This window comes from Lentzea fradiae, assembly GCF_900100955.1.
GTDB lineage: Bacteria > Actinomycetota > Actinomycetes > Mycobacteriales > Pseudonocardiaceae > Lentzea > Lentzea fradiae.
This window is the reverse complement of sequence record NZ_FNCC01000008.1, coordinates 395,513-407,620: the sequence shown is the minus strand read 5'-3', so window position 1 is coordinate 407,620 and position 12,108 is coordinate 395,513. Positions and strand designations below refer to the sequence as shown.

The window sequence follows — 12,108 nt, the reverse complement described above, 5'->3', positions numbered from 1 at the left end:
GCGCACCGAACACTGGCCCGGCCGGACCGGTTCTGTGGAGCGGGTCAGCCCACGAGACTCGAACAGGTCCCGGGTTTCGGGGCTACTCGGCCCGGTCGGGATTGGACGGGTGGCGGCGCCACCACCCCAGCAGCGCGGCCAGGACCAGTGAGCCGCCCAGTGCTCCTACGGCCGCACCCGCCCACGGGACCTGGTCGTGCAGCAGGACGGCGGCCATGATGAGCCCGAGGTAGATCGTGCAGGTGATGATCCAGAAGCGCATTCGCTGCGACTTGGACCCGCGAACGGGCATCAGAGGAATCCCTTCAGTCAACGAGAACCCTGTTGGTCGAGGGCCGCGAAGGGTGCTCGAGCTCAGCGTGGTGTCTTGTTGTCCGTCGGCATCAAAAGAGCTTCCCCGCCACGCTGGTCAGCTTGCCCAGTCCCTTGACCACACCGCCTCCAACTCCTGTGATGCCCGCTTCGCTCACCTGTTCAGCATTGCCTCCCGCCAGCGAGGTACCCAGCGCACTGCCGGCCGGTCACGCTGCCCCGGTAGTCGGTGACCGCCCACGGCGAGAAGTTCTAACGCTCGCCTCAGGTTGGTCCGGGACGATGAGCGGCGAAAGCATCGACTGGAGGGGGCCGGCGTGCGGATCATGATCGCGGATGACGAGGCGGCCATCCGCGAGTCGTTGGAGCGGGTGCTGCAGGTCGAGGGGTATGAGACCAGCACCGTTGCCAACGGTCTCGCCGTGCTCGACGGGATCGGTGCTGCCGAGCCGGATCTGTTGATCCTCGACGTGATGATGCCTCGTCTCGGCGGGGTGGAGACCTGTCGGAGGTTGCGGGCGGCGGGGTGGGATCTGCCGGTGTTGATGTTGACGGCGCGGGACCAGGTTTCGGATCGGGTCGCGGGGCTGGACGCGGGGGCTGATGACTACCTGCCCAAGCCGTTCGCCACCGAGGAGTTGCTGGCCAGGGTTCGGGCTCTGTTGCGCCGTCGTGCGCAGAGCGATGACGGGGAGCAGGTTCTGACCTTCGCCGACCTCCGGGTTGATCCCGACCGGTTCGAGGCTTGGCGGGGTGAGCGGGCGCTTCGGTTGACGCGGACCGAGTTCTTCCTGTTGGAGGTGTTGGTGCGCAACGCGACCCGCGTGTTGACGCGGGGCGAGCTGTTCGAGGCGATCTGGGGCTTCGACATGAGTGTCACCTCCAACAACCTCCAGGTGTATGTGAGTTATCTGCGGCGCAAGTTGGAGGCTGGGGGTGAGCCTCGGCTGATCTACACGCGGCGCGGGCTGGGCTACACGTTGCGGGAGACTCCTCCGTGAGCAGGACCGGCGGCCGGCTGCGGCGTTGGTGGCATCGGCAGTCGTTGCGGACCAGGCTGACGGTGATCGCTGCCACGGCCATCGCGGTCAGTGTGTTCGCTGCTTTTCAGGTGGCCAGTGAGCTGCTGGACTGGGAGCTGCGGAGCACCGCGGAGGAGCAGTTGCGGGCTGATTCCCGTGTCCTGGCGGCGAATGCGGAACGCGCCGGGTTGGCACAGGTCCAGTTGCCGCCGTATCCCGGGTCCGGGCTGCTGATGCGGGTGGTCCTGGCCGACGGCTCGGTTCGGGTGCCGGACGGGCAGCCCTCGCTGCCTCCGGTCAGTGAGGGTGCCGGGCTCGTGGTTCAGGGGGTTTCGGCTGAGCTGATGGAGTCCGGGGACAGCGATGATGACGGCTACCTCGTCTACACGCTGCGGGTTGCCGACGGTGCGGTGCAGGTGGTCCGCGTCGCCGATGACAGCTCGGTCAACCGGTTCGGGTTGGGGATGCTGCTGATCGGGCTGCTCTGCGTGGTCTGCGGCGGGCTGGTCGGGCGGGCGGTGGCTCGGACGGGGCTGGCGCCGATCGACCGGCTGACCGCCGCCGCTGTCCGTGTCGCGCGCACTCGGGATCTTGACGCCGGAATCCCTGACGAGGGCGGTGGGGAGATCCGGCAGCTGATCCGGTCGATCAACGACATGCTGGCCGCGCTGCGGGACTCGCGGCAGGCCCAGCGGTTGCTCGCCGAGGACGCCGCTCACGAGCTCAAGACGCCGCTCACCAGTCTGCGTCTGAACATCGAGCTGTTGATCCGGCTTGATCGGCGCGGCACGCTGGACAGTGCGTTGCCCTCGGAGAGCCGGAGCCGGTTGCTCAACGATCTCGGTGGCCAGGTGGCCGAACTGAGCACGCTTGTCGCCGAGTTGACCGACTTGGCCCGTGGCGATGTCGGTGACGAGAACACGGAACTGCTCGACTTCGCCGACGTGGTGGTGGCAGCCGCGACCCAGGCGGGTTCTCGTGTGCCTGATGTCGAGGTTGCGCTCGATGTGAGCTCGGTGTGGGTGAGCGGGCGTCCTGCTGCGCTTCAGCGGGCGGTGCTCAACCTCGTCGACAACGCCGGCAAGTGGTCTCCCGCGGGCCAGCCGGTGCAGGTCCGGCTTCGTGCCGAGGGGGCGGCGGCGGTGCTCGAGGTCGACGATGCCGGGCCGGGCATCGACGCGGCCGATGTGCCGCGGGTGTTCGACCGGTTCTACCGTGCTGACAGCGCCAGGGCGTTGCCGGGATCCGGTCTGGGGCTGTCGATCGTGCAGCGGGTCGTCGACGCCCACGGCGGCCGGGCCACCGTGGGGCGCTCGGCGCGTGGTGGCGCGTTGCTTCGGGTGGAGCTCCCGGCCGCGCGGCTCATCGCCGGGAACGACACCGCGGTGCGTTGATCCGGGACAGGGCCGGCCCGTCCCGGACTCCCGCCGTTTTACCGTTGCAGTGCGGGCTCTTCGTCGTCGGCGTGTGGTCGTTGACCGGTCGGAGGCTCGGCTGGCCGGGACAGCCTGCTCGGCCACCACATGCGCCTGCCGATCAGCAGGGTCAGGGCCGGCACCAGGACCGACCGCACCAGCAGGGCGTCGAGCAGCACGCCGAAGGCGACCAAGAAGCCGACCTCGATCAGCATCACCAGCGGGAGCGTGACGAGGACCGCGAACGTGGCCGCCAGGACCAGGCCCGCCGAGGTGATGACGCCGCCGGTGGCGGAGAGGGCTTTGAGCATGCCCGCTCTGGTGCCCAGGCGGGCGGTCTCCTCCCGTGCCCTGCTGGCCAGGAAGATGTTGTAGTCGACGCCGAGCGCCACGAGGAACAGGAAAGCCAGCAGTGGCACCGAGGAGTCGACGCCCTTGAAGCCGAGGAGCGTGTCGAAGACGAACACGCTGCCGCCGAAGGCCGCCGCGAACGAGACGATCACGGTGCCCATCAGGACCAGCGGGGCCACGACCGCCCGGAGCAGGAGACCGAGGACGACCAGAACCACCAGGAGCACCAACGGGATCACCAGCTTCTGGTCGCGGGCGGCGGTCAGCTCGGTGTCGAGGTTCTCCGCGCTCGGCCCGCCGACCATCGCCTCCGCTCCGCTCACCGCGTGCACGGCGGTGCGCACCCGTTCGATCGTCTCGTACTCCGCGGCGGTGTCCGGCGCGTCCGCCGGGAACACCGAGATGTCGGCCCAGTCACCGCTGGTCCGGCCGGGGAAGGCCGTTGCCACACCGGGAGTGTTCTTGACGACGTCGATCACCCGTTCCTGGTGCGCAGGGCGCGTGAAGACCGTCATCGGCTGGCCACCCAGCTCGGGGAAGTGCTGGCGCAGCACGGTGAAGCCGCTGACCGACTCCGGCGCGGACACGAACTGGTCCTGCTCCCGCAGCGGGCCGGTGTTGCCCACCAGCCCGATGGCGAGCACGCCCAGGACGCCGAGCGAGCCGAGCGTCGCGACCCACCGGCGGCGGCTGATGGCGGCACCGAGCCGGACCCACGGTCCCGGCTTCTCCTCCACCGTCGTGCTGAACCGCGGGATGGCGGGCCAGAAGATCCGCCTGCCGAGGACCACCAGGATCGCCGGGAACAACGTCAGCATGGCCACCAGCGCGCACAGGATGCCGGCCGCGCCGATCGGGCCCAGCCCGCTGGTGCTGTTCAGGTCCGCGACGAGCAGGCAGAGCAGACCGGCGATCACGGTGGCCGCGGACGCGACGATGGCCGGCGCCGCGCCGCGTAGTGCGTGGAGCATCGCGACGCGGACGTTTTCGTTGTGGTGCAACGCTTCCCGATAGCGGGCGATGAGCAACAGCGCGTAGTCAGTGCCGACGCCGAACACCAGGATCGTCAGCAGCGCCGAGTTCTGGTCGTTCACCACGATGCCGAACCCCTTGACCAGCAAGTAGACGGTTGCCATCGCGGTCAGCGCGGCCGCGCCCACGGCCATGAGCGGAATGAGCCACAGCACCGGGCTGCGGTAGGTGATGACGAGCAGCAGCGTCACCACGATGATGGTGGTGAGGAGGACCTGGAGGTCGATGCCGTCGAAGACGGCGTCCATGTCGGCGTCGACCGCGGCCGGGCCGGTCACCTCGAGTTCCAAGCCGGCGGGGCGGTCCTTCGCGGCGTCGCGCAACGGGCCGACGATGGTTTCCGGTGGCCCGTAGGTGGGGCTCACGTCGAGGGTGAACATCATCGCTTTGCCATCGGCGGAAGGTCTCGTCTCCGGACCCTCGTCCTCCTCGCCGGGCGGGGCCGCCACCTTCGGCGGGTACTGCTTGGCAAGGGTTTTGTAATGGCGCTCGACCGTCGCCCGGTCGGCGTCGGTCATGCCACCGGCGCGGTGGTACACGAAGACGAACGTGTTGTCGTTCCCGCCGGGAAACCTGTCTTCCAGCACCGCCACCCGGGTGGACTCTGCGCTGGCCGGAAGCGTGTCCGCGGCGCTGTCGGTGGTGACCGAACTCAGCTTTCCGCTCAACGGCACCATGACGATCGTCAGCACCAGCCACAAGCCGATCACCAGCCACGGCACCCACCGGCCTGCCAGCCCGCCGGCCGGAGTCTCCCCGGACGGCGCGATGTTGCCTGCCATTCACCAACCCCCTGTCACGTGTATCGCCTGTCTGACGCCGAATTCCTACTGAGCGAATCTGAGAGGACCGTTAAAGCGGTGCTCAGGCAGGGCACGCGGGACAGCGGAAGTCCTGTGAGGACACCACGAAGTCGTACCGTCGTACCGGACCACTCCAGAAATGACGACCGCGGTACGACGAAACGAAATGGAATCGGGCCTAGCGTTCAGCTCATGAGGAAACGCGTTAGTCCACTGTGGAGATTTGGTGCGGTCACCACGGCGTTGGCGACGGTGTTCGCCGTCGTCGCCTGCGGGTCGAACCCCGGCAACGGTGCGGCGCCCACTGCGGCTGGTTCCCACCACGGGCACGCCGGCCAACCGTCGGCCGCACCGCTGCCGCTGCGCGCCGGTGAGCGGTTCGCCGACCTGAAGATGCCCGAGGCGTACACGCCGGCGCCGCCGGAGGGCGGCACGGACGAGTACCGGTGCCAGATGATCGATCCGGGCCTGACCAAGACGGCGTTCCTGACCGGGACCCAGTTCACGCCCGAGAACGTCGCCGTCGCGCACCACGCCATCGTCTACGCGGTGCCGCCGGGTGGCGCCGCCGCGGTGCGTGAGCAGGACGCGAAGACCCCCGGCCCCGGCTGGCAGTGCTTCGGCGGGACCGGTGTTGCGGGCGCCGAGGTGGAAGAGGGCGACGCGGCGTGGGTGGACACCTGGGCGCCGGGCGCCACGGAGGCGCTGCTCGACCAGGACGCCGGTTTCAAGCTGGAGCCGGGCAGCCTGATCGTGCTCCAGATCCACTACAACCTGCTCGCGACCGACGGGAAGCCGGCCGGGTCGGACCGTTCGTCGGTGCGGCTGCGGCTGACGGACGGCACTCCGCAGACCCGGGAGCTCGAGACGTGGTCGCTCGACGCGCCGACCGACCTGCCCTGTGCCGCGGACGAGTCAGGTCCGCTCTGCGACCGGGCGGCCTCGATCGCGGACGTGACGACGCGGTTCGGGCAGGACGTCGGCGAGATGGCGGACCGTCAGGTGGAGGAGTGCAACAAGGGCGGCGCACCGAAGCCCGGTGACACCCAGACGTGCGACCACGAGGTCGAGGCGCCGATGACGCTGTTCGCCGGTTTCGGCCACATGCACATGCTCGGGCGGGCCATCAAGGTCGAGCTCAATCCGGGCAGGCCGGACGCCAAGGTCGTGCTGGACGTGCCGCAGTTCGACTTCGACAAGCAGCAGCTGCTGAAGCTGCCGTCACCGGTGGAGGTCGGTCCGGGCGACACGCTGCGAGTGACGTGCACCCACGACGCGGGGCTGCGCAAACAGCTGCCGCAGCTGAGCAAGCTGCCGCCGCGTTACGTGGTGTGGGGCGACGGCACCAGCGACGAGATGTGCACGGGCATCATGACGGTCTCGGCCAGGCCATGACCCGGTTGCGTCTGGATTCCCCGAGGCGGTCACCGGTCTGGATGCTGTTGCCGCTGCGTGCTTTTCTCGGCGGCACCTTCCTCTATGCCGGTCTCTCCAAGCTCTTCGACACGCACTACCTGGATGACGCCTCGCCACTCGGCGTCCAAGCGCAGATGGTGAACGCCGCCGCGTCCTCCCCGATCGGCCCGCTGGTCTCGCTGGCCGCCGACCAGGCGACCGCGGCCGGGCTCGCGATCGCCTTCGGGGAGGTCGCGGCCGGGCTCGCCACCCTGCTCGGGCTGTTCACCCGGCTCGCCGCGCTCGGCGGTGTCCTGCTCTCGCTCGGCTTCTTCCTGACCGTGAGCTGGACGACCTGGCCGTACTACCTCGGGGCCGACATCGTGTTCGCTGTCGCCTGGACCCCGTTGCTGATCGCGGGCGACGCCGGGGTGTTGTCACTGACCGCCTGGCTACGCAGGAAGGTGCGGCACGGGCTCGGCCTGCCGACGCACCCCACGCCGGAGGAAAGAGAGGCGGTGCAAGAGGACGTCGAGCGGCGGACCGTGCTGCGGGGCGGTCTGATAGCGGGAGCGGTGACCGCGGCCGGAGTCACCGCGGGCAGCGCGCTGGCACTCGCCCGGCGTCCTGCCAGCTCGTCGGCGGCCCCGGTGAGCCGCGGCCCGGTGATCGCCGCCGTCGACGACGTCGCCGTCGGCTCGTCGAAGAGCTTCACCACGCCGGACGGGACGCCCGCCTACCTCCTGCGTCCGGCGCCGGACACCTTCCTGGCGTTCAACGCCACCTGCCGTCACCAGGGCTGCCCGGTCTCCTATGTCGGCCCCGGATTCCGCTGCCCTTGTCACGGCGCCACCTACGACGAGCACGGGCAGGTGACGGGCGGACCCGCACCCGCTCCACTGGTCAAGATCCCGGTCGCGGTCGTCGAAGGCCAGGTCGTGCTCGCTGAACCGGCCGGGTGAGTCTCAGGTCGTAGGCGAGGATGACGGCCTGGACCCGGTCCCGTGCGCCGATCTTGGCGAGGACCCGCCCGACGTGGGTCTTGACCGTGGACTCCGAGAGCGTGAACCGTTGCGCGATCTCGCCGTTGGTGAGCCCGTGCCCGATGGCGACGAGCACCTCGCGCTCACGGCGCGTCAGCGAGTCCAGCCGGGGATCGTCCCGCACAGGCGCGGTGAGGTCGTCGTCGAGCCGGTCGGCGGCCACGTCGAGCAACCGCCGGGTCAGCGCGGGCGCGATCACCGCGTCCCCGGCGGCAACGGCCCGGATGCCGGCGAGCAGCTCCTCCGGGCGGGCGTCTTCGAGCAGGAAGCCGCTCGCTCCGGCCCGCAGCACGGCGAACGCGTACCGGTCCACGTCGAACGCGGTCAGCACGAGGACGCGCGAACGCCCGCCGGCGGCGGCGATGCGCCGGGTGGCCTCGATCCCGTCGACGCCCGGCAGGCGGATGTCCATCAGCACCACGTCGGGACCCAGTTCGGTGGCCCGGCGGACGGCCTCGGCACCGTTCTCGGCCTCGCCGACGACCTCGGTGTCGGGGGCGCTCTCCAGCAGCATGCGAAACCCGAGGCGCTGCAACGGGTGTGCGTCCACCACCAGCACGGAGATCATGAACGGCTGCCTCTCGGGGTCGCTCGGCGATGGCTACTTCATACCGAGCGGACCTGAGACGACCGTTAGAACGTCGCTCACGTTGGTTGGTCTCGCAGGCGGACAGCAACTCAGCCCGTCACCATCGCCCTCCGCCTTGGCCGCGGCTGATGCTCACCGTGAAACCTTGTTCACTTCCTTCAGCACGGCGTTCAGCGGCTCCTTGGGAAGCCGCCCAGGACTGGTACATGCGTGAACCACGCCTGCCGCCTTGACGACACTCACCTGGTCGAGCGGGATCCAGTAGTCCTTCACCCAGGTCTTCGCCTTGACGTACAGGGCATTATCCGACGGCTTGCCGCTCTTGAAGGGCACGATCATCACGGCATCCGAACCGTCCAGGCTCAGGCCGGTACGGAGGATGACCACCTTCTTGTGATCGTGCTTCATGATCATGCCAACGTTCATCGATGCCATCTGACGCGCCTCCAGGCAGTGGTCTTCGGACCATAAACTCACGCTTCGTAGTCGGCGAGACCCGATCGGACGAATCGACGTCGCACCGTCGGAGGACTGTGCGGTCTACAGGTCGATGATCGCGGAGGCATGGCCAGACCTGCCGAAGATCTCGCTCCAGGCCCCGTCCGCACCCGAACGCCGGCTCTCGCGGCTACGGTGGTGCGGTGGACGACAGCGACGCGGCGGCGCGATACGGCGCCACGAACGTCGCTGATCACGTGAGCGGCAACGTGGTGCAGGTCCGTGATGTCGCCGGCAATCTGGTGTTCACCGCCGGGCAGCCGGCGAAGCCCGTCGCTCGTGTGCCAAGAGAACTGCCACTCGACGTCCGGGACTTCGCGGGACGGCGGAATGAGCTGGAAGCTCTGGATCGCTTGCGGGAGCAGGCTTCCGACACGGGCACGGTCGTGATTTCGGCGGTGTCCGGTACCGCTGGAGTCGGCAAGACCGCGCTTGCCGTGCATTGGGCACACCGGGTACGCGGCACTTTTCCCGACGGTGACCTCTACGTCGACCTGCGCGGGTATGACCGCGACCAACCGGCACCGCCTGAGGAGGCGCTGGCAGAACTGCTGCGGAGCCTGGTGGGACCCACGGAGCCGATCCCGGCGACCCTGTCCGACCGCGCGAGGCTGTTCCGCACGCTGGTGGCCGAGCGACACATGCTGATCGTGCTCGACAACGCCCGCAGCGTGGAGCAGGTGCGGCCTCTGCTGCCAGGGGCGGGACCGACCTTCGTGCTCGTCACCAGCCGCGATGCGCTGGCAGGCTTGGTCGTCAGGGACGGAGCCAGCCGGGTCAGTCTGGGTCTTCTGGATACCGATGAGGCGGTCCAGCTCTTCGCTTCTTTGGTAGGAGATCGAGCGCTGCGGGCGCCTGAAGCCGCTCGGATGCTGTGCGAATGGAGTGCGCTGCTTCCGCTCGCCTTGCGCGTCACCGCGGAGATGGTGAACGCGAGACCGGACGAAAGTCTTCCGGCGTTGGCCGAGGAGCTGGCCTCCGCCCACCACGACCGCCTCGATCTGCTGGAGACGGGCGACGACGACCGAACCACGGTGCGCACGGTGTTCTCGTGGTCCTATCGAAATCTCACCTCCGCAGCCGCCAGGGCGTTCCGGTCCATAGCGACCGTGCAGCTGCTCAGCTTCGATGTCCGCGCCGTCGCCGCTCTTACCGGGACCGGGCTCGTCGAGGCACGCAGAGCTGTCTCCGAGCTGGAACGTGCGCATCTCGTTCAGCCTGCGGGTAACGGCAGGGTGCGCACTCACGACCTGTTGCACTCGTACGCGGCAGACCTGGGTCGGCAGACCGATGACGCCCCGAGCCGGGAGGCCGCGGTAGAGCGACTGTTCAGGTACTACGTGGCGGCATTCGGCTGTGCCCTGACCATCGCGATTCCCACTCGCCGATCCGGATGGCACCTCGAGGAGACTCTGGTGCCACTACCGGTTTTCGCGAACAGCGACTCCGCATGGCAGTGGCTGCGTAATGAGCAACAAAACCTCACCGCCACCCTCGAAGCGGTGAGTCACGACCTTGTTCCGGCGTTGATGTTGTCAGCCGCCGAACAGTTGCTCGGCGTACTCGCCCAGCACAGCGGTGACCTGCCCGCCGCCCTCACGCACTTCGAGCAGGCGTGGCGCTTCGCCCCTGACGCCAGCCCCGAGCACGTCCGCACGCTTTGGCTTGACCAGGTTGACACGCTGCTGGCCGCGGGGATGCCGAACAAGGCATCGGTCTACCTCAACAACGTGCTGGAGCTCTTGCACGGCGCAGATGTGGCTCACGACCGCTCGATCGGGCAAGTCGAGCACGTGCGCGCTCTTTGCGCCTTGCTGCAGTCCGACTACAAGAGCGCACAAGAGGCCACAACTGAGGCGATCACCCGCTTCAACCGAATCGGCGATGATCGAGCAGCAGTCATCGCGGAGCTCACGTTGCTGCGCGCCGAGATGTCTCTTGCCAAGGCATGGGGCGACAGTTCGGCGGCTGGACTTCTGGAGATCGCGGAGGACCTGTCCCGGCGGCTGCGCGCACTGGACCTCGCCGACGAAGCCGATCTCGCACTGCTTTGGGCGGCCAGACTGGCGGTGTCGTTCGGTGACGTGGACGCCGCGGAACAGTTCATCGCTCATACCGCACCGCCTCGGGACGGCACCTCGCTCGACCAGGTTGTGTTCCGCTGCCTGGTGCTGGCGGAGTTCGCCGCGGAACAGCGCCGGTTCGACGATGCGCTCGACTGCGCGGAGTCAGGTCTGGACCGCCTGCTCGCCGCGTTCGACCGTTATGGCGTGACTGATCTCGTTCGCGGCGCGGGGCTGTTCGGTCGCGAACTGGGCGATCTCGCCGTGAAGCTGGTGCTGCGCAGAGGACACGCTGCCGAAGAGGTGCTGACCTGGCTGGAACGCGCACGAGCCCACTTGCACCGGCACCAACCGGTCAGCCTGCCGGACCCCGCGGTGGCGGACGCGGTCGACGACTTCATCCGGATCACCCGAACCCTGCAGTCGCAGCGCGTCAACGGTCCGGTCGAGGCGCGGCTGGCCGAGCAGCACGAGGTCGCACTGCAGCGGGTCAGCAGGCTCGGGTGGTGGTCGACGACCTGCGCCGGCGCCAACGCGCTGAGCACCGTCAGCGAACTGGCTGATGCGCTGCAGGACCGTGCACTGATCGAATTCGTGCTCTCCGGAGACGCTCTGGTCGCGGTGGTGGTCGTCGCGCGTGAGGAGCATCTGGTCAAGCTCGGCAGAGCATCGGCGGTGATCGAGGCAATCCGTCTGCTTCGCTCGGACCAGACGGCGATGGCCTCAGACCGGCTGTCACCTCCTCTGACCGAGGTGATCACCGAATCCGCCAGACGCGTGCTGGATCGACTGGACGCGCATCTCCTCCGTCCGCTGCTGCCGATCATCGGAGAACGGGACCTCGTTGTTGTGCCGGTAGGACAACTGTATGCGGTGCCGTGGAACAGCCTGCCCAGCTTTCGGCGTCGTCCCGTTGTCGTGGCGCCATCGGCGACTGCCTGGTCACGTGCATCGACCGCCGCGGAAGACGAACGCGCACCAGGTGGCGTGCTGTTGGTCGTCGGCCCGGGCGTCGGTGCGGCGGCCGCCGATGAACAACTGCTCAGGTGGCACCGTGGTGCGGTCGCGTTCCGCGGCGACGACGCAACGGTCATGGCGGTGCTCGGTGCAGTGCCCGCCTGCGACCTGCTGCACGTGGTGGCACACGGTGAGCACGAGCCGGACAACGCGTTGTTCTCCCGACTCGAACTGGCTGACGCGCCACTGTTCGCATATCAGCTTGGCCGGCTTGGCAAACCTCCTCGGCAGGTCGTACTGGCGGCCTGCGGGTTGTCGCTGCACGACATCCGCCCCGATGACGAACTGCTCGGATTCGCCGGTGCCCTGCTCAGCGTAGGCACAAGCACGGTGGTCGTCGCCGTGAACAACGTGGGCGAACTGGCCGCACGTCGGACAATGGAGAATTTTCATCGCGCGCTGGCAAACGGCCAAAGCGCAGCCGCGGCACTGGCAGACGCGGTCGCCGACGATCCGTTGCGCCGTCCTTTCATATGCGTTGGCGCCGACTCCGTGCTGGCCGGAACCCAACTGTCTTGACCGTTCAACACCACCAGCCTCGTCTCGTGCTCCATGACGACGACAGCCA

The 12,108-nt window shown here is 68.4% G+C and carries 9 protein-coding genes; 5 read left to right on the top strand and 4 right to left on the bottom strand.

Annotated features, from left to right (window positions below):
- Nucleotides 1-82: 82 nt before the first annotated feature.
- The gene (locus BLT23_RS21385) at nt 83-292 is read right to left on the bottom strand and encodes a hypothetical protein (RefSeq protein ID WP_143035994.1); all 210 of its coding nucleotides are present in this window, start codon (nt 290-292) and stop codon (nt 83-85) included.
- 337 nt (nt 293-629) lie between these two features.
- Here BLT23_RS21385 and BLT23_RS21380 point away from each other — a divergent pair, with 337 nt between their 5' ends.
- On the top strand, nt 630-1,313 hold the full coding sequence (locus BLT23_RS21380) for a response regulator transcription factor (RefSeq protein ID WP_090051567.1): 684 nt from the start codon (nt 630-632) through the stop codon (nt 1,311-1,313).
- Nucleotides 1,310-2,728 (top strand): HAMP domain-containing sensor histidine kinase, encoded by a 1,419-nt coding sequence (locus BLT23_RS21375; protein ID WP_090051566.1) that lies wholly within the window; start codon nt 1,310-1,312, stop codon nt 2,726-2,728. The genes BLT23_RS21380 and BLT23_RS21375 overlap by 4 nt, the downstream gene beginning before the upstream one ends.
- Before the next feature lie 38 nt (nt 2,729-2,766).
- Here the strand turns inward: BLT23_RS21375 and BLT23_RS21370 are convergent, their stop codons facing one another.
- Complete coding sequence (locus BLT23_RS21370; protein ID WP_090051565.1) at nt 2,767-4,914, bottom strand: MMPL family transporter; 2,148 nt, start codon at nt 4,912-4,914, stop codon at nt 2,767-2,769.
- Nucleotides 4,915-5,187: 273 nt separating this feature from the next.
- On the opposite strand from BLT23_RS21370, the gene BLT23_RS21365 reads away from it, so the two are divergent.
- Nucleotides 5,188-6,330, top strand: coding sequence for a monooxygenase (locus tag BLT23_RS21365; RefSeq protein ID WP_245744083.1), 1,143 nt, complete (start codon nt 5,188-5,190; stop codon nt 6,328-6,330).
- Nucleotides 6,331-6,371: 41 nt separating this feature from the next.
- Nucleotides 6,372-7,292: a Rieske 2Fe-2S domain-containing protein gene (locus BLT23_RS21360; protein WP_218133818.1), complete on the top strand. Its 921-nt coding sequence runs from the start codon at nt 6,372-6,374 to the stop codon at nt 7,290-7,292.
- On the opposite strand, the gene BLT23_RS21355 is transcribed toward BLT23_RS21360, so the two are convergent.
- Both BLT23_RS21355 and BLT23_RS21350 read right to left on the bottom strand, forming a co-directional pair.
- Nucleotides 7,234-7,941: a response regulator gene (locus BLT23_RS21355; protein ID WP_090051562.1), complete on the bottom strand. Its 708-nt coding sequence runs from the start codon at nt 7,939-7,941 to the stop codon at nt 7,234-7,236. The genes BLT23_RS21360 and BLT23_RS21355 overlap by 59 nt on opposite strands.
- A gap of 153 nt (nt 7,942-8,094) precedes the next feature.
- Nucleotides 8,095-8,388, bottom strand: a complete 294-nt coding sequence (locus BLT23_RS21350) for a hypothetical protein (protein ID WP_143035993.1) — start codon at nt 8,386-8,388, stop codon at nt 8,095-8,097.
- A 215-nt stretch (nt 8,389-8,603) separates the two neighbouring features.
- Between BLT23_RS21350 and BLT23_RS21345 the strand changes: the two genes are divergently transcribed.
- Complete coding sequence (locus tag BLT23_RS21345) at nt 8,604-12,059, top strand: CHAT domain-containing protein (protein WP_090051560.1); 3,456 nt, start codon at nt 8,604-8,606, stop codon at nt 12,057-12,059.
- Nucleotides 12,060-12,108 lie beyond the last annotated feature (49 nt).